The sequence below is a fragment of the Candidatus Woesearchaeota archaeon genome (assembly GCA_018303425.1).
GTDB lineage: Archaea > Nanobdellota > Nanobdellia > Woesearchaeales > JAGVYF01 > JAGVYF01.
In genome coordinates this window covers 18,327-42,600 of the sequence record JAGVYF010000004.1, presented here as the reverse complement: position 1 = coordinate 42,600, position 24,274 = coordinate 18,327, and the positions used below count along the sequence as shown (strand labels likewise).

The window sequence follows — 24,274 nt, the reverse complement described above, 5'->3', positions numbered from 1 at the left end:
AAATGGAAAAGTAATTGAATATTCAGGAACAGCAGAAATGTTTGATAGTCCAAAAAATAAACTGACTAAAGATTATATAAATGGAGAGTTTGGCTAATCCTCACTAATGAAACTTCTTTACAGAGTAGAAACAATATGTGCGAATCATTCATCCCAGACTCGTTTCTGTTATAATAAAAAATTTTGATGTAATGAAATGAAACTGTTAAACTTTTGTTAAGTTCCAATCAATCACGAGGCGAAGCCGAGACAATATTTTAACTAAAATTTAGCGAGGAAAAAATGGAATATAACATCGGCCCCGTTATATTCGTCTGATCAAAAGGAAGACCTAAAATTTAGTGCAACGTTCCGAAGGAAAATTTTAGAATTTTTGGATTACTGATAAATTCGACCGTAGGGAGTGTATATGTCCGATGGATGATTAATCAATTTTTTGGCTAATATGCTATAGTTTCATAAACCAAAGATAAGTTTGAAGTTGTCTATTAAAGTACATTTAATAGAGGCACGGCATTCATTTCACAAATAGGGGGAGATATTCTGCCTACGATTTTATAAAAACAAATGACAATTCAATACAAAAAGATTTGTTTACCTTGAACTGTCTGCTTGTCTTTCAAGTTCGTTTTTCTTAGCAATGACTGCGGAATTAGGGCTTGAATTATAAGCGTTCACAATTTCTTCTGATAAAGTATCAACAATTGACTTTTTAGAATTAAAAGATTTATGATATGAACCTTGTGAGATTAATTTTAATACTAAGTCAATTCTTCTCTGAGGTGAAGAATCAACGGCTTTAGGGTAACGCGCTCCCCCATATTCAATTGTAACAATTTCCTCTCTTGGGGCTGCATTTTCAATAGCTTTAACGAAAACTTTTATTGGATTTTCTTTAGTTTGTTTTTCTATTCTTAAAAATACTTTTTCAATAATGTTATATGCATTGATGCCCTGCGTAGCCATATGTCCCGAAGTTTTAAAATGATGCTGCTTAGACTTATGTCCGGTTACTCTAATTCTATTGATTAATCTTTCAACAATAAATGTTTTAGATTTATGGAATTGTCTACCAATCCATCTAGCATTTGTTTTTGGCACAATCTTTGGATCTAAATTAATATATCTGGCTAATCCTGGATCTTTTACTATAATTCCATTTGTTGACCATCTGTTAAATGCTAATATTTCTGTCATTTTTCAACCTTATTTGTTTAAAATCTTGAATATTAAAAACCGATAATTATTTTTATTTCCTCGCTTTTTCTAACTTGCCGCTTAATAATCCTCTAAGTGATTGGTCGTTTACTTTAATAACTTGCCACCTGACACCAGGGATATCTCCTTTTGAACGACCCATTTTTCCGCCAATGCATTCAACGATAACTTCATCGTGTTCATCTACAAGTTTAGATGCGCCCATGCCCGGAATAAATGCAGTAATCTGTATGCCATTCTTGACAAGCTGGACTCTTGCGCAACGCCTCATTGCAGAGTTTGGTTGTTTAGCTTCTCTTTGTACCTTTTCAAGCACAATGCCTTTTGCCTGGGAAGCTCCTTGTAATGGATCGGTCTTTTTCTTTAATGCTGACCTTCTAGGTTTTTTTGAAACTTTTCTTCTCTCTTTAAGCTTGATTCCTGCGTTTAATCCACGAGATTTTTTTGCCATTTTGTATTGTGAATCCTCTTTGAATTATAAATCTACCTGTACGATTTTTGTCTTTTTGCTCTTGCTTTTGAATCGTTAGGTTTACGCTGTTCTTTTCTTCTTATATCAGCAACTAATAAATGCCTATCATAATCTAAAAAAGTTTTTTCTAATTTTTTGTCATATACAACAAGACCTCTTGCCATTGCAAGACGGGCAGCTTCAATCTGACCTAAATATCCCCCACCATGGGTTTTTATTGATATATTTAATTTGTCGGCCACTTTTTTTGCAAAAAATAATGGTTCCTGAAGCTTTAATCTTAATAATTTAGGTTCTATGAAATCAATAACTTGATTATTAAATCTTACAACTCCTGTTCCTGCTTGTAATGTTGCTCTTGCAATTGCAGTTTTTCTTCTTCCGGATGTTTGAATTATTTTTACCATTTTTTCCCGCCTAATTCTTTGCAAATTTCTCCAACTCTCACCATGTTTAAAGTTGATAATTTTGATGCATTAGCATTAACATTTGTAATTTCCATATTTTTAAATTCGTCAGGCGTACCAATATAACACATGACATTGTGGAATGCATCCAGTCCCCTTGTCCTATCAATAGGCAGCATTCTTTTAATAACCTTTCTTACGAATCTATCCGGCATTTTAGGTTGAAATGGACCTTTACGCGGTTGAATACCCATATCGTCAATTTTCTTATATTTTTCAAATACTATGTTTTTTCTGCCGGAGATTATAACATCTTCACAATTAATTACATTAACTTTTTTGCCTAATAATGCTTGCTTTGCTGCAAAAGATGCTAATCTTCCAAGTATTTGATTTTTTCCGTCGATAATCATTTTAAATGTCTCTGAATTTTTAAAGTTATTTTTAATTTTTATCCCTTAACCAATAATCCTCACTTTATTTGCCTTTGGGTTTTTTTCCATAAGTTCCCATAAAGAGAGGGTATTGCCCCCAGCCAGTTTAATCTTTTCAACAGCTGATATTGAAAATTGATAAGCGGCCACATCAACTTTTTGTGTAACTTCACCTAAACCTAATACCTTTCCAGGAACAACAACAGTTTCACCCGGTTTAGCGTATTCTACAATTTTAATCAAATTAACTATTCTTCTGCTTCTAGTGCTTCTACTTAAATCCTCTGCAAGCCTTTTCCAAAGCTTGACTTTTTCAGTTAATGATTTTGTTTTTAACTCCTTAATTAAGGAGATAAGGTGTTCATTTGTTGATGTCATTTTTTTATTTTAATTATTTTTTATTTTAATATGCGGGAGACGAGGTTCGAACTCGCGCAAGCACTAAGCTACTAGGCATTTGAAGTTTGGGATTTAAACCCTGAAAACATTTAATTTTCACTGCCTCAACCTAGTCCGTTTGACCACTCCGGCACCCCCGCAAACACTGTTAAGGGATACGGAACACAGCCCTCTACAAATTTAATTGTGATTATGCCTACTTTAGCGCTTTTACCAACTTAACGAATTCTTCGGATTTTTCGTCAAGCTCATCTACTGCTCTTTTTAATATATCCTTAACATCAAGCTGACCCCAAGGTTCAACTGTAAATATAAATGTGTCTTCTTTATATGAAACTTTTATTTTTCCGTTGCTTTCATCTTGACAGGCTTCACATAAATGGCATGCTAGTTCATAATCTTTAATGAGTTTTAATTTTCCTGATTTTATTTCAAATAAATTAAGAGGGCACTTTGCTGCAACTTCCTCAACATTACTAACGTTTCCTATGTTAATTACTGGTTCGTTTTTATAAATTGCCAAACATGGGGCCCATTTGGCGTGGTCTCTTCCTTTTCCTAATACTGCGGTTGCAATAAGTTCAATGTCTTGACCTTTCAAAATTTTAGCAATTACTGATTCAGGTTGAGCAGGCGTTATTTTTGGGTCTTTTGGTTTAAGATCCGAAGCATAAACAATTCTTGGACCTTTAACTTTCAATACTATTTCCACCTGACATCTTGCGCATCCTTCACCATTGCATTTGCATTTTTCCGGAAGATTGTAGGATTTTAAGTCTGTATTTAATACAACTAAGCCAAGCCTATGCGCCAAAACTTCATCATATAATGCTGAATTGTTTTTTCTAATTTCAATATTTTCAATTGCCATTGTTGGCACTTCGTCAATCATCGATCTCCTAATTGCATTTGCAAAACTAGGTTTAACCCCTGACAAGATAAATGAAAATTTTTCTTTATCCTTTGAAATAATTTTAATATTCATACTCTCCTGCCCCTCCTTCCTCCTTTTTTTCTGCATCCATCATGGGGTAAGGGAGTAACATCTTCAATAATGCCTATTTTTAGTCCCATTCTTGACAATGCCCGGACAGCTGCCTGTGCGCCAGGACCAGGATTATTTGGGCCATTATGTCCTCCTGGAGCTTTAATTTTTACATGTAATGCATTTACACCTTTTTCTTTAGCGATTTCTGCGGCTTTTTTAGCAGCCATCATTGCTGCAGTTGGTGAAGATTCCATACGGTGGGCTTTTACAACTTGGCCGCCAGACGATCTAGCGATACTCTCTGATCCAGTTATATCTGTTATATGGATAATTGTATCATTATATGATGAATAAATATGCGCAATACCCCAATTATCTTCTGTTCTTTTTGATATTGGTCTTTGACCCACATTGCCTCTGTTCATTTTTTCCGTCCTTGGTTTTCTTGAATCTTCATCCATTATTCTGAAACCTCGACTTTTTCAGTTGTTTTGTCAATTTCTTTTGTAAATGATTTTTCAGACTTAACTCCAGTTTTGACAATTTTTTGAAGTTCAGCTTTAATAGATTTATCCACTCTTTCCGGATGATCCGGTTTTGCTAAAGTTGAATTATCTACAAATTTAATTAATTCTTCTTCTTGTTTTGAAACAAGATATGAAGGAGATGTAATTACTTTGTTACCGACCATTACATGGCGGTGAGTTACAAATTGTCTTGCTTGTTTAACTGTTCTGGCAAGATTCCTTTTACATAAAATTGACTGTAATCTTCTTGAAGCTAAACTGTTCAGGTTAATATCAAGCACTTTATCCAGTTGTGAATTTGGTTCAATTAAGCCTAAAATAACTAATTTATTTAACAAATGCCCTGTTTCAATCTCTGCTTGTTTACCTTCCGCAGAAATTAAATGTCTTGCCGTTCTGGTAAACTTTCTTAAAAGGGATTCAACTTTCCAAATTTCTTTTTTATTTTTAAATCCAAACTCTTTAACTAATACAGCTTCCTCTTCAATCCTGCTTTTACTCCATGCGGTAGTCGGAGTTTGGTATTTTTTTCTATTTTTTTTTGGATCTCCCATGTTGATTCCTCATAAATTAGGACCTGAAAAATTTTTAATTTTCATTGTCCCATATTTCATTATAATTTATTTACTTGATTTTTTACTTCCTTTAGCCTTTTTAACACCTAATGCTCTATTTCCCCTTTTTCTAAAATGGGCTTTAGTGCTTTGACCTCTTACAGGCAAATTTTGTATATGTCTGATGCCTTTATAACATTTAATTTTTTTAAGTTGTTTAATATCATTTTCTTGAACAAATTTTACATCTGTAGAAATTAAGTGGATATCTTGAGCTTCTTCAGGATCTTTTCTACGATTTAACATCCATCTTGGAACTTTATACTTTAAAGGTTCTTTTAACACTGAATTTAATTGTTCAATTTCTTTATCAGTTAATTCTCCAGTTTTTTTAGATTTATCAATTGAAGTTAAGTTACAGATTAAATTAGCAAACATAAAACTAACCCCCTTAATTTTCCTTAATGATGTAGCTATATCTTTACTGCCCTCGAGATCCGTATTTACTATACGTATAATATATTTGAAATTTGTTGATTCTGCCATTTTTATCATCTATAAAACACCAAGAAGACGCGAATACGGTTAAGTATAGTTTTCCGTAGACCCTATGCGCGTTAACTCGGGCTTTATACAAAGAATAAATAGGCCCTTTATAAAATCTTCGGTTTTAGGTCATCATTTTCTGATAAAACACTATAATCTTTGAAATCGATTTTATCTGATTTAATAATAAAATCAATATTCTTACCTTCTTCAATTGCCAGGTGTTTTTTAATAATCGCCTTACGAAAATGACTAAATTTTTTTAGTTCAATAATGCATTTACTGGTATACTTAATTAAATCCCCGCCAACCATTTTTACCTCATTCCTATTCTCAAAATCAGCATATACTTGATTAGTAATTAAAATAGGTATTTCTTTTTCTCTTGCAATTTTTAATAAGCTTATAAGTTGTTGTGTTAGTTCACGATTAATTTCAGAATAATCTTGTGCTAAGCCTATCTCTAGCCTATAAAACATCGCAATTGAATCTATTATTATTAATCCTATGTTTTGAGAAAGCAATAATGAAATACTTTGAAGAGCAATTTTTTGTTGCTGGAATGAGGTTGGCTTGAAAAATATAAAATTGTCAAGTTTATAAGGAAAATCAGAATAAAGCTGTTGCGCCCTTTCTACGGAAAAACCGCCTTCTGTGTCAACAAATATTACTTTTTTATTATTTTTTACTGTCTCAATAGCAGCTAACAAGCATAAACATGTTTTACCTGAACTAGATGGACCATAAATTACAGTTATAATTGTTTTGTCATAGCCTCCATTTAACAGGTTGTCAATAGCCTCAGAGCCAGATGTTAATTTTTCCATCTGATTTCAGATCCACACTCTTTATATAATTATTTCGTAATCTATAAATATACTTCTTAATTAAAGGATAATATTTTATGATTATAATCCAAAAATATGAAAAAATCTTATTATTAACTTTATTCCTATTCATATTAGGAGTTAAATTATATTTTGCATTTAATGCAGATAATTTGAGTTATGGGGCTTATTATGAAACGAAACAAGTAAATAATATACTCAAAACAGGTTTCCCCCTGTTATGGGATGAATTAAGCTTTTCAGGCAGGGCGGATATTGTAAGCCCAATTTATTATTATATACTGGCTTTATTTAGCTACTTTTTAGGGCTCTCACCTGCATTAATATTATTGCCGAATCTATTTGTATCGTTAATTTCAATAATAATTTATTTAATTGTTAAAAAGATAACTCAAAACGAGGTCTCAAGTTTTATTTGCGCAATCGTTTCAGGTTTTGTCCCTGTTTTGACTTATACAACTTTAATTACAGGGTCTATTAATTCGCTTGCTTTTTTAGTAATGTTTATCTATATTTACATTTTCATCGATATCAAAGATAAAAAAAGATTTAACTATTTTATAATATTATCTATCATGATTCCTTTTATTAGTCCAATTACGTTATTATGTTTAATTGGCTTGATTTTTTATTTTATGTTAATGAAACTTGATGGTTTTATAATTAATAAAAGTGAACTTGAGACTGTAACTTTTGCAAGTTTTTTTATGTTGTTAGCGTTATTTGTCCAGTATAAACCTGCATTGATAATGAACGGCGCTACCATAGTATGGCAAAATATTCCATTGGCGCTGCTTAACCAATATTTTTCAAATATCGATATTATGTCTTATATCGGGGCGATTGGATTATTGCCGTTAATATTTGGCATTTATACTATATATAAATTTACTTTTAAAGTAAACAAATCAAGCATAAATATAATAATTGGTTTCACGATTGCGGTGTTTTTAACGACATGGTTAAAATTGGTAAACCCTAACGCCGGGTTATCATTAATTGCGCTTTCATTAATAATCTTGATGGGTGAAAGTTTGAATAGATTCATTTCCAAAATCCGAGAAACCAAGTTTGACTCATTAGAATTTTTAATTATAATTATCCTCTGCGTAATATTTATATTTACATCTGTCAATGATACTATCGAAGCCCAAAACAAAATTATAGACCAGTCAGTTAACCCTGATTTAATTTATTCGCTAAATTGGATAAAAGGCAATACTCCCGTAGACAGCGTAATTTTTACCGATATCCAAAATGGATATTTAATTACAGAACTTGCAGAACGGAAAAACATGATTGATAATAATTTTATTTTAATAACGGATGGTTCCATAAGGTATGGGGATTACAGCCAAATATTGTATACCCCTTCAACAGTACAGGCAGTAAAGATTTTAAATAAATATAAAATTAATTATATATTATTGAATAAAGAGACCATGCCTAAATATACCGAGGACCAATGTTTTAAGCTTGTTAATAGTGAAGAAGATTATTTAACTTTTGAATTAATTTGTAAGGTGGAAAAAGTTGCATAAGTTCCTAAAACTAGAAAAACATAATTATAAGTATTTTTTATTTTCCTTATTTACATTTATATCTTTAGTCATACAAATCATCAGATTTGTGCATTATGATTCAGTGCCAATCGGATATGAAAGTTATTTTCATCAAAGAATGGCTGCATCAATTTTAACCGGAAACAGGTCATATAATCCATTTCATCTGCTTATTTCAGGGTTCAGTTTAATATTCGGAACATTGAATGTAGCGAAAATTTTACCCCTAATTATGGGATACATAACCCTCTGGTTATTAATCAAATTTTTTGAAAAAACAGGCATGGATTTAATTGAGAGATTTATTGTTTTATTAATTTTAACTACTAGCCCTGTCTTTATTTATTTAAGTTCAACATTAAATGTATATTTATTTGGGTTAATGATGGTTCTGGCAGGGGCATTATTTTATTTAGAAGACCGCACCATATTCAAAAATATATGTTATCTAATAATTTTATTATCTTCTTTTTATTTGGGTTTATTAATTTCAATCATTTGTTTATTTGAATATTTGAGGGATAAAAATAAGTCTCAATTTTTCTATTTTTTATTTGTTTTAATTTTTTCTATTGCTTCATTTCAGATAGTGCCTTATACCGACGCTGGAAATAATCTGATTTCAAGCTTTATCGGAGATTTGGGCGCGGTTTTAGGATTTAATATATATGCATTAATACTTTCAATATTTGGTTTATTGGGCCTTTGGAAACACAAAAGAATGCATTTTCAGGCATATGGCATAACTTTAATATTATTCATAATTTCAGTTTTCTTTGATAAGAGGATAAATATATTCCTATTACTTCCATTTTCATTTTTTGCGGCTAAAGGACTTATACACTTTAAAAACCGTGAATGGAACATGTTGCTCATTAAAGACTTAACAATGTTAATCTTACTTGTTGGTTTTACGATATCTACGATATCCTCTATTAAAGAAGTTGCAAATACTGGCCCGAATAATGAGGTATATGAATCATTAACTGTTCTAAAAGATTATGCTAATAAAAATGAAAAAGTTTTTTCAACATATGATAAAAGTGAATGGATTAGGAGCATAGGCGGCGCAGAAGTGGTTAATGATTTTAATGAACCTAATTATGAACTAACTAAACAAATATTGCTTCCCCGGAATTTGAACAATTTACTTAATTTACTGAAAGAAAATAAAATTACCTATATATGGATAGATGATGATATTAGAGAAAGATATTTTGATAATGAAGAACAAGGGTTAATTTATTTTATGAAGAATAGTGATAATTTTTATAATATCTTTCAAAATGAATATGCTGAACTTTGGGAATTTAGCGGTGATTCTGAATGATAGAATTAAATTATTTACTTATTTATATTACAACATTTTTTGGTTTATTCACCTCTATATATTTTTTTATAACATTATATGAAAACCATGATAAAATTTTAAGTCCAAAAGCAACAAGATTTCCGGGTGTAACTATAATCGTTCCGGACTATGGGCATCCTGAATCATTAAAAGTCACTATTGAATCATTGTTAGGATTGAATTATCCCAAAGGAAAATTAAAAATATTTGTTGTAATTAATGGTATAGATAGTTTTGCAAAAATGCAGGCATTTAAACTGGCGAAGAGTTATGAAGATAAGGGCATAGAAACATTTTATGCGGGAAACGTTGGGAAAGGCGGAGCAATAAATCGGGGAATTAAACAAACAACTACCGAGTTTGTAGGTGCTTTAGACGCCGATTGTTACTGTGATAAAAATGCTTTAAGGCGAATGGTTGCATATTTTGAAAATCCGAATGTTATGGCAGTTACTCCTTCAATACAGATAAGTAATGCGAAATCATTTTTACAGAGATTACAAAAAATTGAGTTTATGGTGGGAGTATTTTTAAGAAGGGTATTTGGTTTCTTGGGAAGTATACACATTACTCCGGGCCCATTTACGATTTATAGAAAAGCTTTTTTTGACAAATATGGGGCGTATGATGAATCAACTATAACAGAAGATATAGAAATAGCCTTAAGGATACAACAGAAAAATTATGTGATTGAAAATGCTACTGATTCTTTAGTTTATACTTCAGGTGTTAAAGAATTTTGGCCATTGTTCAATCAGCGGATTAGGTGGTATAGGGGATTTATTGATAATGTAGTGAAGTATAAAGTTCTATTTGGCGCAAAAACCGGTAATCTTGGATTGTTTATATTACCCGCATCATTTTTCTCAATTGGTCTAACGAGCCTATTAATTATATTATCATTAATTAATGCAATGGATAATGGGATTAAATTTTTTTTGAATTGGAAAGCAGTTAATTTCAGTATTTGGAAACTATTCGAGTTAAAATTTGATCTGTTTTTTATCTCAACCAATAGTCTGATAATATTTACTTTGATTTCATTAATATTGGGGCTTATTATATTGCATATATCCAAAGATATGGCACAGGAAAAGGAAACTATTAAATTGTCGTTCTTATTCCACTTCTTATTTTATTGGTTTTTATTTGTTATGTGGTGGGGGGTTGCAACCTTCTATTATTTAACCGGTAAAAAAATAAAGTGGGGCCCAAGAGAAGGATAATTTAATGATTTTGGACACTGTTTTGGAAAAAATAAGTTTTGGGAGAAAATTAAAATGCATAGAAGAAAATTTTCAATGTTTAAGTTTGTTGGAGTTTTGGCTGCTACAACATTAATTTTTATGATAGGTATACAGTTAGGAAATTATCTTAGCAGTATCAAGATTACAAGAATTGAAGATTTACAAAATAATATTAAAGTAGATACATTAGGATTAGAGACACAATTATTAATAGTAAGTAAAAATCCCTGTGAGATATTAAAGTTAGGTATTATGGATGAAGAATTATATGAGATAGGTTCTAAATTAGCCTATATTGAATCCCAGTATGGTCACGGGGATGAATCTGTACAAAGATTAAAAAATTATTATTCCATACTTGAACTAAGGCATTGGATATTATTAAATAATGTAAAAGAAAAATGTAATATTGATTATGATCTTATTTTATATTTTTATTCTAATGAACTTGATTGTAATGATTGTGAAAAACAGGGCTTTGTTTTAGACTATATCCGTAGAACAAATTCTAATGTTAAGATATACTCATTAGAATATAGTCTGGATAATCCGGCAATTAATACAATAAAGGCATTATATAAGATTAAAGCTGAAGAACTTCCAGTAATAATTATTAATGGTGAAGCTTATACGGGATTTAAAGATAAAGCTGAGTTTGAATCATTGCAGTGATAATTTTTGTTTAAGCATATCTCCAATTGTTAAAACAGAATTGTCTTTGGTAATTTCAATATTTTCTTCTTGAACTTGTTCAATTAACCGAATTTTTAAAAAACGTTCTAATTTTCTTGTTAAATCTAAAGAAGGTTTAAAATTATTAGATTCAATTTTTTGTATAATTGACCATTTCTCGTTTAAGTTTTTTGCAAGGTCTTCCTGTTTTAAACAAAGTGATTCACGTTTATTTTTAATTAAAGCTGAATAGTTGTCAACAATCTTCAAAGTATATTCTGGTTCAATTAAAGAAGAGATTACAGGTTTAGGTTTAAAAATTATCTTTTTCGGTATATGGACTATTGCGCCATAACCTGAACAATTAAGACAAACATTCATTTTAGAATTTTCAACCAAAATTTTTACAAGTTTGGCATCTTTACCGCATATATCGCATTGCATATTAATAATGATGAATAAATGATTTATAAGAATAGTTGTAATCCGCTATATCTATTTTTTAGAATTTTTAATTAAAGATTTACGTTTTTTAGAAGGTTTAACTGTTTTTTCAGATTTAGTTTTCTTTTCAAGAATTTCAATTTTTAAATCTTTAAAAGCTTTTATAACATCAGAGTGAGAAGCTTTTTTCTTGATATTTAGAGTTTTGTTTAATGGTTCTAAATGTTTAATATTGCACTTTTTTCTTCTGGTTTGACCATCAATTAACACATAATTTTCATTTAATGTGTCTACTACTACACATTGAAGATTTGCATCTCTTCCAGCTATTTTTAAACATACTCGGCCTACTTGCATCATTTTGTTAAAACCTCCGTTTGACAATTGAAAAAACGGTTTTTTTCATTTTACATTTCTCTTGCTTTTTGTTTTAATTTAGATCTCATACAAGCAGAACACAAATTTCCGCCGTATGGCCTATTAGTTGTTTTTTTACTTTTAGATAAATTTTTAAATTGAGAGCTAAGTAATTTAGGCATGCCTTTTAATGGAGTTTTACATTCTGCGCATTTAGGTAAATTTACCTTTCTTTGTCTGTAATGCACAATAGTCCTGGCACCAGGTGTCTTTATAAAGACTTTTCTGAACCTTTTTGTTTTATATTTTCCGCTTACCATTTTATTTGTTACTTTTAAGTTGGTTATAATTTCTATTTAAACCCGTCACCAGGTTTCTCTGAGTTCTTGACTCAGAAATTGTAATAAACTTGATATATGTGACCGGTTTATAAAAGTTTCTATATCTTTTAATGGATTTTCATAACTTTTCTAAATATTATGCTGGCAATAATAGAAACGATAATATAAGTGCCTAACCAGCCAAGTTTCCAACCAAATAAATTAAGTGGCTGTAATGGTTGATTATTAACGGAAATACGGGAGATATATTCATCGCCAATTTCTTTTACAGGTTCGATATAACGTTGTTTTGCAGTAATTATAACTGGTTTTATATAATTCCGGTCTTGATATTTATAGGTAAGATCATATTCACCTTCCGGTCCTTTAACTGTCCATATAGCTTTACCATTTTCAATGTCAACAATTCTTCCACTGATAACTTTTAATGTGTCGGGTGTAAGTAATTCGATTTGACCAGTTACTCCTTCTTTAAATTCAATAGTCGTTGTAAAATCAGAGTTTGGAATGATGGGTTCATATGCAAGATGCATACTAAGCCAACCAAATATTAGGATTATCGGGATAAAAGTAAATAAAGTTGGTTTCATGGAATGCATCATGTAATCCATATTTTTTTCCATCATGCGTTTTTGGATTTCCATGGCTTTCCCCGGATCGTGAGAGAACTTTTTTACTTCAGCCTGCAGTTCTTTCATTTCAGTTTTAATTTCTTTCATCAAATTTTGGTCAGTTGCAAGCTTATAGATAAGCGTCATAAGTAAAGCCACTAAAACTGAAATAATAATAATAGTCCATAGACTTGGTAATGCAAGCAACGGATTGAATACTGGATCAAGAATCTTGATAAATGATTGAAATAATACCATTGTAATAACAAAAAGAATTATTGTTTATAAAAGTTGCCTATTTATGGGGTTTTGTATAAACTCATTTAGGGGGATTTCCTTCAGTTAACGTATTCTAACGAATCGACATAAATAGATTTTCTATAGGTCATATTTACTCCATAAATTTCCTTAATGCAGGGTGCATGTCGTACATATGGGTTTTTGCAATGCTCTCGTAAAGTTTATAGATTATCATAACCGTTAATAAAAGTCCTGTGCCTGAAACCAAGGCGCCTGACAAGTCTGCAGCTGCAGCTAAAAATCCGACTATCATAGCGCCCATTACTGTCAAAGGTGAAATGTATCTGTCGAGTAATTTTTCTAAAACTCTTTTATCTTTTCTAAATCCCGGCACTTGCAGGCCGGACTTCATTATATTTTCAGCTTGACTTCCTGCGTCCATGTTCGCTGTCTGTACCCAAAAATAAGAGAATACAACTGAACCAAACATCATTATCAATATATAAACAAATGAATGTGATAAATCTGAAAAGGTTAAACTGCGGGTAATTAATTTTTGTACAAGGTTGGGTGAATTAAACCAAGAAACCATCCCTGTAATAGGAACATTACCTGAAAATGTGCCTAAAATTGGGTAACCCCAATTTTCTAATAATCTCCCCCATAACTGCATTGTTGACATAAACGCAGCAATCAAAATTACGGGAATATTGGAAGTATAAATAAAACTTAATGGCCATCTTATTCCATGACCCCTGATTCTGCCAAATGATAATGGAATTTCAACTTTCATTGATTGAACATAAACAACAATAGCAAAAATTGCAATTGTAGACAATATCCCTGCACCCATTAGCAAAGCCGTTGTAGGATCGCCCGCAGCTAAACTCTGAAATAAAGCAGGTAATGCTCCGACAGATATATTTGGGTTTGTAGGTGAAGCAGTCCAACTAAAAGCTCTATGAAATAGTTGTTGGCTTACGCCGGCTGCAATAAACAAACTTACCCCTGAACCAAATCCCCATTTTTGACATACCTCATCCATTAGGATTATCATTAATCCGCCCAATAATAATTGGAAAATTAATAACAGTTCTAATTGAAAATATAATGCAGTTCCTTGATATAACGGAGAAGGCGCAAAGCCCCCCATAAATACATAAATAATTGCTTCAAAAAGTACAAAACCATATTGTGAAAGTTTTTGTATGGCCCCATAATTTTGTTTGCCTGCTTTGCTTGATAAATCAAATTTAATTAAGCCTGAACCATTTAATAATTGTAAAATAATCGAAGCTGTTACAATTGGACCAATACCTAAAGAGATAATTGTACCAAACTTTGCACCCAGGATAAGTGATAAATATTCAAATTGTGTAAGCGCGTTTTGGCCTAAACCGAATAATGGAATTATACCTAATACAAAATAAAATGATAAAACTAAACTTGTCCATTTAAGTTTCTCTTTAAAAGAAAGATTTTTTTGTGTAGGTGATGTAACCTCCGGGAGGTTTTCTTTTATAGTATTCCATAGACTAGCCATAATTATAACCTTTATAATAGATATTTAAATACATATCGGTACTAAACGGTACTAATTAAATATTGGTACTATTTAGAATCTTTTAGATCCATAATTTTATCTTTAGATGATTCAGATTTATTGGATTTTAATGTAACTTTAACACTACCGCCCGCTTTTTCGATTTTTTCAATAGCTTTTGCAGTTGCTGCATCGACAGTAATGTTAAACTTTTTAGAAACCAAACCTTTTGATAATAATTTGTTGAATCCCATTTTGGATAAATCAATTATAAACACATTGGACTTTTCAACTGCTTTTTTAAGATTTAATAAGCTATTGATATGATTTTCCAAATAATGAATATTAATCGCTTTTATAATATTTGCATTTTTCTTTTTAAAGCCATATTTTCCAAAATAGTCCAAAGCCCATATACATGGCTTTTTTGAATCCGCGCGTTTACCCGTACCGGCATTGCCTCTGCCTCCGCGATGGCCTGCGCCTCTATGTTTCTTTTTTGCGCCCCATCCGTGAGTATGGGATCCGTGCATTCTACTATTTTTTTTACGTTTGTTCACTGTCATCTTTAAATCATCCTTCGAATTAAATCATTAATCTTTTCTTTCCTGTCCCCTAATGCCCCACCAATTAAAAATTGAACTTTAATTCCTTTTCTCCCAAAACCTTTTTTTGGAGCATTTAATCTAAAATAAGATCTATAATTTTTGCCGCCATATACAAAAAATTTGCCTTCGTATTTTATTATATTTTTTTTATCAGAGGTTCGATCAGTATATTCTTTTCCGCGCTTTTCAATTAATAATTTATAGGTTTCATCATCAATATTTCCAAATGTTGTATAATCCTTAACTTTTTTAGCCATCCCTCTATTTGCCGGAGTATCATTAACGACTACGCAATAATTTTTCCTAAATAGTTTTAACATGTCAAGGGTACTAAGCATTTTTTGATTTAAGTCAATTCTTCCTCTAACTAAAACCAATGCTATCCTTTTAATAGTCTCTTTGCTCATTCTTCTGCCTCTGGAGATTTGATTGATTTTGTAAATTCTTTATCAATTACGTTAGATTGAATTGGTCCGCTTATGATGCCTAATTGTTCAATGTGATTAATTTGAATTTTTGTTTCTGTTAATTTTTTTAATGCAGCATCACATGCCTTAACTAAATTAATCTTAGTTTTGGTCATGCCATATGTTTTTGACCAAACATCTTTAATACCTGCTAATTTTAATATTTTTGCGCATTCTTTTTCAATTTTTAATCCAATTCCTTTAGGCGCGGGCATGATCTTAATGACAGATGAACCGCATTTCCCTATAACTTTGAAAGGAATGGAGTGAGGTTCTCCGCAGTTGCATGCCCATGAACCGCAACCCCTCTTAATTTTCATGATATTTAATTTTGCCATCCTAAATGCTTTTTCACGCGCAGGGACTGTTTCTTTGCTTTTACCATATCCAATTCCAACTATGCCATCTTCGTTGCCAACAACTCCGAATGCTGCAAATTTAGGTTTATTGCCTTCTTTTGTTTTCTTTTGTGTTGTCTTAAATACACGCCTTTGTCCCCCACCAAATTTTCCCTTTGCCTGGCCAATTAATAATAAATCTGTTTGCATATTTGGCAATAATATATCCACAATTTCAGCTTCTAATAATCTTTTACCTTCACTTAATAATTTATTTAAGTCCGTTATCTCGCCAGAAACTACCTGTTTTCCAATTAATGTTTTTGGTTTCCATGCAAATTTACTTTCTGGTGTTATAATTTTTGGAGACTTGATAATACCAGGTTTATCTTTTACACCTTCCACTAAAGAATTTTCTTTTGCAATTTCTTCAGATGAAATTGCTTCTGCTTCAATTTCCATTTTTGGTTTTTTTATGTCTTTAGCCATTATTAAGCACCCATTATTTGTTGTTTAACTTTTTGGAATAATTTTGAAAGTTCTTCAGGTTTTGTGCCTGAATTTAAATATGCTGAAAACTGTTTTTTATAGCTTTTTTTATCGCTTGCTAAAGATTTAGCAAACTCTTCGATATGTTTACCGGAAACTCTTTCGTCGGAAGGAAGTATTTCTTCTGAACATGCAATTTCAAATCCTCCGTCAATTGCGCCTTTAATTAATGCATAGAGTTTCGAACCTTTAGTAGATCTTTGCAAACCAAAATCAGCTATGCCTTTTTTTATGCCTTTAGCTAAAGCTTTTTTAGCTAATAATAAACCAGTTAAATATGCCGCAGGCAAGTTATTAGCTGTAACTTTCCAGCCATTCTTTTTTAATTCCTTTGAATCCGCAGTTATAATTACTTTGTCACCATCTGCATAATACTCAACCACTTGGGCAGTGATGTTTTTTAAAGATTTTCTAATTACTAATCGCGGTTGTTTACTTTTCAATAAGGCTAGTCTAATTTTATAATTTGTTTTGCCTTCACGCTTTCTTCTATATCCCAGGGTATCTTTCTTAGATGTCATTTTTAGTTTTTATCTCATTTATTTTTTATTTTAATGTAGTTTTTCTCATTAATATATAATTTTAAGTGTTCTCTGCTTCTGAAAAGTCCGCCTTTTGCCTTTAAATATAAATCTCTGTACCCTTTTCTGTCCAATAATTCTTTTTCTCTTAATTCATTTAAGAAAACTCGCTGTTTCCTAATTTTATTTATCCAGACTCGTTTTCTAGGAGACCTGGCATTTTTAGTTCCTTTTTTTGAACCACCTCCCGATTGGCGGCCTTTTCTTTTTTGAGCCAATTTTTTTCTAATTCGTCCTTTTGAAGACTTTTGAACTGGCTTAGCAAATATCGCTTTATCTATAATTAAAGCCCTAATATCCGCTTTAGTAATACACTCTTTAATCTCAGCTAACCTGCTTGAATCTACTTTAATCTTCTTCGGTGAACGTTTAAAGATTATTCCTGCAAGTCTTTTTTGTGAGGTAAGTCTCATTTTTAGTCTCTGTAATTTATTTTATTGTTTTTGTGTTAATATCTTTTCTTTTTCATGTTTTTCTTTTTTCAAAATTTCTTCTTCTTTGTCAGTTTTTTCAGTTTCAGAAAGTTTTTTTTCTTCATTTAATTTTTTCTTATCTTCGGTTTCTTTAGCTTTAACTTTTTCAGCAACTTCTTTTGTTTTCTGTTCCTTTTTCTTTGAAACCTCGTGTTTTTTATTTTTACGAAGTTTCATGTCCTCTTCAACTGATTTTACATATTTATCTAAATCATTTATATTTTGTAAAACAATTTTAAGCTCTTTTGCTTTTTGTACTATTTCTAATTTTTTCTTTTGGCCTAATTTTCCTGAAACTAGCCCTATCTGTGAACTATTATCTATATTTTTAAGATCGGCTATTTTATTAACTTTCACTAATTCAAAACCATTTTTACTAAAACCTCTAATAGCTGCAGGTGACCTATACCCACTAGAGATATGTATATAATAACCTCTTTTCTTAAGCCTCAATTTGTTGGTAATACCCTTGGGCCTGTGCCATTTTTTAAATAAACCCGGTTTTTTACCATAATCACTTCTAACAAAATCAGGTTTTTTATTTTTTAAATCCTTTCTAATTTCAACTAATTTGGTTTTTTCCATTTTATATTTATACTTTTCCAGATTTACTTGTAATCCAAATACCGTCTTGGAAAATTCTCCTGTCTCTGTTTGTTATACGGGTTAATTTTTCAATATTTGCCGCGCATTGCCCGCACTTTTCAATATCAATGCCTTCTACAGTTATCTTATCCCCTTCTAATTTTACAATAATATCTTTATCTATTTTAAAAGTTCTTGGAACTTTTTCCCCTAAAAAGTTTTTAACAGATATTTCTTTTCCTGTAATTGAAACATTCATCGGAAAATGGCCTGAACAAATTTTTAATTCATATTTATGACCTTCAACTACGCCCCTTAACATATTTTTTATATGGGCTTTAAATGTGTTCATCATTGTTTTTTCTCGTTTTGTCGCATTTTTAGCTTTTAACATTACAACCCCCTCTTCTTTGGAAATCTTAATTGTATTACTTGCATAATTACGCTGAAGCTCTCCTTTAGGGCCCTTTACTTTTACAAGATTACCTTCTAATCTAATTTCAATACCTTCCAGTATTTCAATTTTTTGAACCATTTCAGCGATTTTCATTAGTAACAATAAGCTATCAGCCTTCCTCCGATATTTTTTAATTTTGTTTCAATATGTGTTAATAAGCCTTTGTTTGTTGAAACGATAATAAATCCAAAATCTTTTGCAGGTAAATATCTTTTTTCATATTTTTCAATTTGAGATTTATTTACAGGGAAGCGCGGTTTAATAACCCCACATTTGTTAATTTGCTTTAATAAGTTTACTTCTAAAAAGTTGCCTTTACTAGTCACCACTTCTTTATATTCCCCGAGATATCCGCGCTGATTCATTAGGTTAAGTACCTCTTTGATTATTTTTGAAGATTTCACTACACAAACAGATTTACTTGATTGTTCAGCATTTAATATCTTGGATAATGCATTTGATAATGGATCATTTAATGTCATTTTTTACACCTTAATTGTATTTCTTAAAACCGATTTTTGTTGCAACATCTCTAAAACATTGTCGGCATAAATCAATGCCATATTTGTCAATATGTCCCCTTATTCTGCCGCATCTTGAACATCTTTTTGTTGCAATTCCGCAGCTTCTTTCTTTAGGGGCATTATGTTTAACAAATTTTTTTAATTTTGCAGGCTTAACTTCCAGCTGTTTCATCATTTTTTTGTAATTGCTATAGGTCATCTTTATTCCTCGCCATTTGCCAATACTTTTATATTGAACTCATTTTTCATAAAATCAATTGATTCATTTTTTGATATTCTGTGCTTTTGAGGAATCTTTTTAGTTTTTAGACGTCTTGTTTTTACTCTAAAACCTGGCCTTTCCATCGTAACACAGATTTCTAGACCCATGATTCCAATCTCCGGATTATATTTCATATTTGGAATATCCACATATTCAGATAAACCAAAAGCCAAATTTCCTAAGTTATCAAATTGATAATCATATAATTTATTTTCCTTAGCCATGAGTAAATTTTTCAATATCTCAATAGCCTTATCTTTTCTTAATGTCAATTTACATCCAATTGGCAATCCCACTCTAAGACCCCAGCCCGGAATTCTTTTTTTAGACATGGTCTTTACAGGTTCAATACCTGTAACCATTTTAAGCAGTTTTATCCCCTTCTCCAGTCTAGCTTGATCTTTGCCAGCACCTATGTTAAGAGTAATTTTCTCTATCCTAAGTTGTCTCATTATGTTCATTTTTGCGAATCTTTTATTTGATTAATGTTATCTCTGGTTTATCTTCACCTATCACGAAACCATACTTTTTTAAAGTTTTTACAAATTTACTTCCATGCTTGAATATTAAATGTTTATCTTGAATTTCCTCAATTTTGCCATAGGCCCCTAAATTTTTACCTCCTACAATGAAAATATATGAACCTTTTTTAAGGGGTAATGTTTTCAAGATTTTTTGTGAAGGCAATTCCAATAAAAGTGAATCTCGGATTTTATACTCATTTTTATCCGTTAATATATTTCTTCCATCAAATAAATTAAGTTGAAATTTTCCCTTAATGCAATGTTTACCCAATATAGATAAAATTTTAATTTTGGATTCCTCCTCTGAAATTTCGATAAAATCGATTTTACCATATTTATTAAATAATAACCTATAATTCTTTTTTAAAGGGGATATAAATAATGTATCCATTAACCCAATGTTAAATTTAGGATCTTTTCTTCTTACACCGTCTACTAAAATCTCATGTGTTTGTAAAATATATTTAACTTCTTTAGTTGTTTTTGCAAGTTTTAAAAAATTTTTTAAAACAAAATTCAATGATAATGAATTTTGTAATGCATGCGGTCCGGAATTAGGTTTAGTAACCCAAATTTTTTCTTTTCTTTTTACTGGCCAAGTTTTAGGCGCCGAGATTGTTTTTAAATGGTTCTTAACCATGGTTTTTTCCTCCGGACTTTACAACTTTTACGTTCAATGTTTTGAATCTTTTTTTATCCTCAGTCATTAATTCTAATATCAATAAATTTGAAGCATGTATGGGATAAAATGATTTATTGCCATCTTTTTTAAAAGATTCTACGCCCTCAATATAAATTTTTGAAAGTTTAAGATTTATTTTATTCACTTTTCCAGTTTTACCTGAAAATTGCCCCCTCAAAATTTTAACTTTATCACCTTTTTTTAATTGTATGCTCCTTGTTGAATATTTTTTCATAAGATCTTTTGATAAATGGGATTTTACAAATTTACGTCTAATGTGAAGAGGTGCATTTTTCAAATATTTCCTCTGTTTGCGAGGCAATTTGCTGCTTTTCCATGTCCTTGAAAATTTTGTGTTTACCATTTTTTACATTTAATCTTTTTTCAGTTTTATACAACTATTTTGCAAATTTTTGCAACCATGGGCCATCTTAAGGTCACTTCTTTTGCAACAGGACCTTTTACCATCGTTCCTTTAGGATTTCCTTTATCATCTTTTAAAATTATTGCCGCATTATCTTCAAACTTTACTCTGGTGCCATCAGCCCGTCTAAATTCTTTTTTTTGTCTTACAATGATTGCATTAACTGTTTGCTTTTTCATTTCCGGTTTACCTGCTTTAACTGCCGCATATACCATGTCTCCAATTCCTGCAGCCTGTAACCTTCCTTTAACGGTTTTATGTCCTTTCACTGCAAAAATTTTAATACGTTTGGCTCCTGAATTATCGCAAACATCAATTACCGCTTCTACAGGCAATGCTCTTGTTATCCTTGATGATACTGGCTTCATTGTTCTTCACTCTCATCAATTTGAGGAGTTTTCTTAACTTTAGCTTTCTCCCTTTCTGTTTTTGTCAATAATTCTTGGTGTTGGATTTGAACGTATTCCTTTTGTCCTAATATTTCTTCTACTACGAAATTTTTAGTTTTACTTAAGGGTCTTGTTTCTTTAATTTTTACATAATCCCCCATTTTTGCATTTATGCATGGCGGGTTATGGGCTTTAATCTTGCTTAACCTTATTTGGTATCTTTCATATTTTGGAATGTAAATTTTTCTAGGCCACTGCACAGTTACTGTTTTATTCATTTTATCAGAGATAACACTACCATAAAACGTTGCGCCTTTTGTTTTAAGCCTGCCGTGTTCCGGACAATTTATGTCGTTGCATTCCATTTTTTACACCTTTATATCTAATTTGCTCTGATTCTTTCTTATTAGGGAATCGTTAAGTCAGTTTATCTTACTTCAATCATTTCTTTGGCAAATCCTAAATTGATTAAAATGCCTTTTACCCGTTGTCCATGATTGCCTTGCAATTCGATTTTACCCTCTTTGGCAGTTCCGCCGCAAGCAAGTTTTGCTTTAAGCTTTTTTGCCATATCTTTCAAATCGATATCTTTTTCGTCAATCCCTTCAATTACGGTATAAAGTTTTCCAAATTTTTTTTTAATTGAATAAACTTTGATTGATTGACTTTCTTTTGCAATTGTCTCACAAACACAGAGTTCTTTAGGCAAGCCGCATTGTGTACAAACTTCTGACATTATTCCTCCTTATGTTTCATACCTGAAATTGATTTTTTATCTTTTTTTGTTCCAGATATTTTTTTATTCAATAAACCCAATATTCTAGCTACCATTTTTTTATTTGTTCTTAATAATCCGGGATTCTTCGGAATAGTACGCATAGCAACCTGAGCATTATCTTTCATAATCTCTTTTCTGACCTCTCCTAATTTGCTGCTTAATTCTCCTGTAGACAACTGCGCTAATTCCTTATTCTTCAGATTCTTCATTTTTAACCTCGGCATTATCCGTTTCAATATCCTCTGAAGACTTTTTTAAATCTTCAGCTTTAACATTTTCTACCTGATTAATCTCTTCTATAATAGGTTTTTCAGCAAAATCAATTATGGTAACTGTATCGGGAAGCACCAAATCCGGCGGCATAATCTTTACTTTAATACCAATAATACCTGTTTTTAATAATGCCTGCATCTTTGCAGATTTTACTCCGGAGACAGCCACATCTCCGCATTTTTTTAAATATCCTTGATAGACTCTCCATGTTTTTGCCCTGGAACTTGGAATTTTACCGGATAATAAAATTTCAACCCCTTTAGCTCCAGCCATCATAACATCAGTCATAGTTTTATGCATAATCCCTTTAAATTTTTTTGAACCAAACCTTTCTAATGAGTTTGCAATTCTTTCTGCAACAATCTGCGGATCTAAATTTAAGTTTTCAACTTCAGCAATTTCAATTTGGGGATTTTCAAATTGAAACTCAGATTTCAGTTGTTTAGTTAATTTTTTGATATTTGAACCCCCCCTGCCTACAACTAAACCCGGTCTTGAAGAATATACAATTATTTTTTCTCCTAAAGGGTTTTTTTTTACTTTTGTCATTGAATGACCAATGCCTTTAAGGTTTTCTCTAATAAATTCTTCAACCAAATATTCTTTCTTATTTTCTTTTACGAATTTCCTTTCAATCATTCAGTAATCTCCCCTGATTTTGTTTTTTCAATATTTTCAACCCTCTCAATTTTAGATGTTTCTTTTTTTGATTTTGCTTTATCTGCAAGTTTTTCTGTCTTTACTTTTTTATTAGCTGCGCCTTTAGCTGGTTTTTCTTCTGCAACTAATATTTCTACGTGAGTCCTTTTCATAACCCTTCCCCCGTGACGGCCAGCATGAACAGGGGTGCTTGCTTTATGGGCGTTCATATGAATTATTTTTAAAGTTTCAATATTCAAACTTTTAGACTGGGCATTTTTTTCCACAGAGTTTAATAATCTCAATATTTCTTTAGCTGCGCTAATAGGATATCCTCCCGAGGTAATTCCGGGTTTATGTCCCATTTTAGTGTTAAATCGTAAATATGGAACTGCTACTTTTTTTATTATTACCTTTTCCAGCAAGTTCTTTGCTTTTTGCAAATTTCTATATCTTAACCACCGGCATATTTCTATACTTGTCTTTGTGGAAATACCCAAATCTCTGCCGGAAGCCCGAGCAACATGCTCTCCATTCAATTTTGTTGAATATCCGTATATTGCCATTATTATATTTACCTCACTGATGCGCTTGAACTTGACCTAGTCGCTCCTATACCTGGCGCGCTGTGTGAAACTTTTTTCCTAGTCATTACAAATTCTCCCAATACGTGTCCCAACATTTCTACATTCACATCAACGGGAATAAATTCTTTTCCACTATATACTTTAATTGTAGTCCCAATCATTTCAGGAATGATTACCATATCCCTGCAATGAGTTTTTACATTTTTCTTATCTGCGCTTATTTTTTTTAATAATATTTTTTGAGTTTCTGTAAATCCTCTTAATAAAGTTCTCCTAATTCTTGAATTGGTTAAAACTGCAAATTCTTTAACACTCATTCCTTTCAATTCTTCTTCAGTTTTTCCGTAATATGTAAATGTTTTTTTTGCCATGT

The 24,274-nt window shown here is 31.3% G+C and carries 38 protein-coding genes and 1 tRNA gene; 4 read left to right on the top strand and 35 right to left on the bottom strand.

Annotated elements, in window-relative coordinates; translation table 11 throughout:
• Window positions 1-594: 594 nt before the first annotated feature.
• From rpsG to radB, 11 genes are all read right to left on the bottom strand, one after another.
• A complete protein-coding gene (gene rpsG / locus J4418_01395) occupies window positions 595-1,197 on the bottom strand; it encodes a 30S ribosomal protein S7 (protein ID MBS3112720.1) in 603 nt (200 codons plus the stop codon).
• Between the two features lie 52 nt (window positions 1,198-1,249).
• Entirely contained in the window at window positions 1,250-1,669 is a 420-nt protein-coding gene (locus J4418_01390; protein ID MBS3112719.1) for a 30S ribosomal protein S12, read from the bottom strand.
• A gap of 32 nt (window positions 1,670-1,701) precedes the next feature.
• Window positions 1,702-2,097, bottom strand: coding sequence for a 30S ribosomal protein S9 (locus J4418_01385; protein MBS3112718.1), 396 nt, complete (start codon window positions 2,095-2,097; stop codon window positions 1,702-1,704).
• Window positions 2,091-2,510, bottom strand: a complete 420-nt coding sequence (rplM, locus tag J4418_01380; protein ID MBS3112717.1) for a 50S ribosomal protein L13 — start codon at window positions 2,508-2,510, stop codon at window positions 2,091-2,093. The genes J4418_01385 and rplM overlap by 7 nt, the downstream gene beginning before the upstream one ends.
• A 45-nt stretch (window positions 2,511-2,555) precedes the next feature.
• Window positions 2,556-2,909, bottom strand: coding sequence for a 50S ribosomal protein L18e (locus J4418_01375; GenBank protein MBS3112716.1), 354 nt, complete (start codon window positions 2,907-2,909; stop codon window positions 2,556-2,558).
• A gap of 31 nt (window positions 2,910-2,940) precedes the next feature.
• Window positions 2,941-3,070, bottom strand: a tRNA-Leu gene (locus J4418_01370).
• Window positions 3,071-3,126: 56 nt separating this feature from the next.
• The gene (locus J4418_01365; protein MBS3112715.1) at window positions 3,127-3,915 is read right to left on the bottom strand and encodes a DNA-directed RNA polymerase subunit D; all 789 of its coding nucleotides are present in this window, start codon (window positions 3,913-3,915) and stop codon (window positions 3,127-3,129) included.
• Window positions 3,912-4,343 (bottom strand): 30S ribosomal protein S11, encoded by a 432-nt coding sequence (locus J4418_01360; protein ID MBS3112714.1) that lies wholly within the window; start codon window positions 4,341-4,343, stop codon window positions 3,912-3,914. The genes J4418_01365 and J4418_01360 overlap by 4 nt, the downstream gene beginning before the upstream one ends.
• Before the next feature lie 35 nt (window positions 4,344-4,378).
• Window positions 4,379-4,999: a 30S ribosomal protein S4 gene (locus J4418_01355; GenBank protein ID MBS3112713.1), complete on the bottom strand. Its 621-nt coding sequence runs from the start codon at window positions 4,997-4,999 to the stop codon at window positions 4,379-4,381.
• A 66-nt stretch (window positions 5,000-5,065) separates the two neighbouring features.
• On the bottom strand, window positions 5,066-5,554 hold the full coding sequence (locus J4418_01350) for a 30S ribosomal protein S13 (protein ID MBS3112712.1): 489 nt from the start codon (window positions 5,552-5,554) through the stop codon (window positions 5,066-5,068).
• A gap of 98 nt (window positions 5,555-5,652) precedes the next feature.
• Window positions 5,653-6,372, bottom strand: a complete 720-nt coding sequence (gene radB, locus J4418_01345) for a DNA repair and recombination protein RadB (protein ID MBS3112711.1) — start codon at window positions 6,370-6,372, stop codon at window positions 5,653-5,655.
• Window positions 6,373-6,449: 77 nt separating this feature from the next.
• Between radB and J4418_01340 the strand changes: the two genes are divergently transcribed.
• From J4418_01340 to J4418_01325, 4 genes are all read left to right on the top strand, one after another.
• The gene (locus J4418_01340) at window positions 6,450-7,934 is read left to right on the top strand and encodes a hypothetical protein (protein ID MBS3112710.1); all 1,485 of its coding nucleotides are present in this window, start codon (window positions 6,450-6,452) and stop codon (window positions 7,932-7,934) included.
• A gap of 88 nt (window positions 7,935-8,022) precedes the next feature.
• The gene (locus tag J4418_01335) at window positions 8,023-9,285 is read left to right on the top strand and encodes a hypothetical protein (GenBank protein ID MBS3112709.1); all 1,263 of its coding nucleotides are present in this window, start codon (window positions 8,023-8,025) and stop codon (window positions 9,283-9,285) included.
• Window positions 9,282-10,532 (top strand): glycosyltransferase family 2 protein, encoded by a 1,251-nt coding sequence (locus tag J4418_01330; protein MBS3112708.1) that lies wholly within the window; start codon window positions 9,282-9,284, stop codon window positions 10,530-10,532. The genes J4418_01335 and J4418_01330 overlap by 4 nt, the downstream gene beginning before the upstream one ends.
• A gap of 54 nt (window positions 10,533-10,586) precedes the next feature.
• Entirely contained in the window at window positions 10,587-11,225 is a 639-nt protein-coding gene (locus J4418_01325) for a hypothetical protein (GenBank protein ID MBS3112707.1), read from the top strand.
• On the opposite strand, the gene J4418_01320 is transcribed toward J4418_01325, so the two are convergent.
• The 24 genes from J4418_01320 to J4418_01205 form a co-directional block, all read right to left on the bottom strand.
• Window positions 11,214-11,669: a TIGR00270 family protein gene (locus tag J4418_01320; protein ID MBS3112706.1), complete on the bottom strand. Its 456-nt coding sequence runs from the start codon at window positions 11,667-11,669 to the stop codon at window positions 11,214-11,216. The genes J4418_01325 and J4418_01320 overlap by 12 nt on opposite strands.
• Window positions 11,670-11,720: 51 nt before the next feature.
• Window positions 11,721-12,029, bottom strand: coding sequence for a 50S ribosomal protein L14e (locus J4418_01315; GenBank protein ID MBS3112705.1), 309 nt, complete (start codon window positions 12,027-12,029; stop codon window positions 11,721-11,723).
• Window positions 12,030-12,076: 47 nt separating this feature from the next.
• Window positions 12,077-12,346: a 50S ribosomal protein L34e gene (locus J4418_01310; GenBank protein MBS3112704.1), complete on the bottom strand. Its 270-nt coding sequence runs from the start codon at window positions 12,344-12,346 to the stop codon at window positions 12,077-12,079.
• 128 nt (window positions 12,347-12,474) lie between these two features.
• The gene (locus tag J4418_01305; protein MBS3112703.1) at window positions 12,475-13,236 is read right to left on the bottom strand and encodes a DUF106 domain-containing protein; all 762 of its coding nucleotides are present in this window, start codon (window positions 13,234-13,236) and stop codon (window positions 12,475-12,477) included.
• Window positions 13,237-13,369: 133 nt separating this feature from the next.
• The gene (gene secY, locus J4418_01300; GenBank protein ID MBS3112702.1) at window positions 13,370-14,761 is read right to left on the bottom strand and encodes a preprotein translocase subunit SecY; all 1,392 of its coding nucleotides are present in this window, start codon (window positions 14,759-14,761) and stop codon (window positions 13,370-13,372) included.
• 68 nt (window positions 14,762-14,829) lie between these two features.
• A complete protein-coding gene (locus J4418_01295) occupies window positions 14,830-15,327 on the bottom strand; it encodes an uL15 family ribosomal protein (protein ID MBS3112701.1) in 498 nt (165 codons plus the stop codon).
• Window positions 15,328-15,329: 2 nt separating this feature from the next.
• Window positions 15,330-15,776, bottom strand: coding sequence for an uL30 family ribosomal protein (locus J4418_01290; GenBank protein ID MBS3112700.1), 447 nt, complete (start codon window positions 15,774-15,776; stop codon window positions 15,330-15,332).
• Window positions 15,773-16,636, bottom strand: a complete 864-nt coding sequence (gene rpsE / locus J4418_01285; GenBank protein ID MBS3112699.1) for a 30S ribosomal protein S5 — start codon at window positions 16,634-16,636, stop codon at window positions 15,773-15,775. Before rpsE ends, J4418_01290 begins: the two co-directional genes overlap by 4 nt.
• A 29-nt stretch (window positions 16,637-16,665) precedes the next feature.
• Window positions 16,666-17,244, bottom strand: coding sequence for a 50S ribosomal protein L18 (locus tag J4418_01280; GenBank protein ID MBS3112698.1), 579 nt, complete (start codon window positions 17,242-17,244; stop codon window positions 16,666-16,668).
• A 14-nt stretch (window positions 17,245-17,258) separates the two neighbouring features.
• Window positions 17,259-17,717: a 50S ribosomal protein L19e gene (locus tag J4418_01275; protein MBS3112697.1), complete on the bottom strand. Its 459-nt coding sequence runs from the start codon at window positions 17,715-17,717 to the stop codon at window positions 17,259-17,261.
• 21 nt (window positions 17,718-17,738) lie between these two features.
• On the bottom strand, window positions 17,739-18,362 hold the full coding sequence (locus tag J4418_01270; GenBank protein MBS3112696.1) for a hypothetical protein: 624 nt from the start codon (window positions 18,360-18,362) through the stop codon (window positions 17,739-17,741).
• A 7-nt stretch (window positions 18,363-18,369) separates the two neighbouring features.
• On the bottom strand, window positions 18,370-18,912 hold the full coding sequence (locus J4418_01265; protein MBS3112695.1) for a 50S ribosomal protein L6: 543 nt from the start codon (window positions 18,910-18,912) through the stop codon (window positions 18,370-18,372).
• Window positions 18,912-19,301, bottom strand: a complete 390-nt coding sequence (locus tag J4418_01260) for a 30S ribosomal protein S8 (GenBank protein ID MBS3112694.1) — start codon at window positions 19,299-19,301, stop codon at window positions 18,912-18,914. Before J4418_01260 ends, J4418_01265 begins: the two co-directional genes overlap by 1 nt.
• 10 nt (window positions 19,302-19,311) lie before the next feature.
• Complete coding sequence (locus J4418_01255) at window positions 19,312-19,518, bottom strand: 30S ribosomal protein S14 (protein ID MBS3112693.1); 207 nt, start codon at window positions 19,516-19,518, stop codon at window positions 19,312-19,314.
• Between the two features lie 26 nt (window positions 19,519-19,544).
• Complete coding sequence (locus J4418_01250) at window positions 19,545-20,066, bottom strand: 50S ribosomal protein L5 (GenBank protein MBS3112692.1); 522 nt, start codon at window positions 20,064-20,066, stop codon at window positions 19,545-19,547.
• 13 nt (window positions 20,067-20,079) lie between these two features.
• The gene (locus J4418_01245; GenBank protein ID MBS3112691.1) at window positions 20,080-20,769 is read right to left on the bottom strand and encodes a 30S ribosomal protein S4e; all 690 of its coding nucleotides are present in this window, start codon (window positions 20,767-20,769) and stop codon (window positions 20,080-20,082) included.
• Window positions 20,762-21,175 carry a 50S ribosomal protein L24 gene (gene rplX / locus J4418_01240; GenBank protein MBS3112690.1) on the bottom strand — a complete coding sequence of 138 codons (414 nt, stop codon included), beginning with the start codon at window positions 21,173-21,175 and terminating at the stop codon, window positions 20,762-20,764. The genes J4418_01245 and rplX overlap by 8 nt, the downstream gene beginning before the upstream one ends.
• A gap of 26 nt (window positions 21,176-21,201) precedes the next feature.
• On the bottom strand, window positions 21,202-21,603 hold the full coding sequence (locus tag J4418_01235; GenBank protein ID MBS3112689.1) for a 50S ribosomal protein L14: 402 nt from the start codon (window positions 21,601-21,603) through the stop codon (window positions 21,202-21,204).
• The gene (locus J4418_01230) at window positions 21,600-21,989 is read right to left on the bottom strand and encodes a 30S ribosomal protein S17 (GenBank protein ID MBS3112688.1); all 390 of its coding nucleotides are present in this window, start codon (window positions 21,987-21,989) and stop codon (window positions 21,600-21,602) included. The genes J4418_01235 and J4418_01230 overlap by 4 nt, the downstream gene beginning before the upstream one ends.
• A 62-nt stretch (window positions 21,990-22,051) precedes the next feature.
• The gene (locus J4418_01225; protein ID MBS3112687.1) at window positions 22,052-22,360 is read right to left on the bottom strand and encodes a translation initiation factor; all 309 of its coding nucleotides are present in this window, start codon (window positions 22,358-22,360) and stop codon (window positions 22,052-22,054) included.
• Entirely contained in the window at window positions 22,360-22,611 is a 252-nt protein-coding gene (gene rpmC, locus J4418_01220; protein ID MBS3112686.1) for a 50S ribosomal protein L29, read from the bottom strand. Before rpmC ends, J4418_01225 begins: the two co-directional genes overlap by 1 nt.
• Window positions 22,592-23,314 (bottom strand): 30S ribosomal protein S3, encoded by a 723-nt coding sequence (locus J4418_01215; protein ID MBS3112685.1) that lies wholly within the window; start codon window positions 23,312-23,314, stop codon window positions 22,592-22,594. The genes rpmC and J4418_01215 overlap by 20 nt, the downstream gene beginning before the upstream one ends.
• A complete protein-coding gene (rplV, locus tag J4418_01210; GenBank protein MBS3112684.1) occupies window positions 23,311-23,880 on the bottom strand; it encodes a 50S ribosomal protein L22 in 570 nt (189 codons plus the stop codon). Before rplV ends, J4418_01215 begins: the two co-directional genes overlap by 4 nt.
• Before the next feature lie 8 nt (window positions 23,881-23,888).
• Entirely contained in the window at window positions 23,889-24,272 is a 384-nt protein-coding gene (locus J4418_01205) for a 30S ribosomal protein S19 (GenBank protein MBS3112683.1), read from the bottom strand.
• Between the last annotated feature and the right edge of the window lie 2 nt (window positions 24,273-24,274).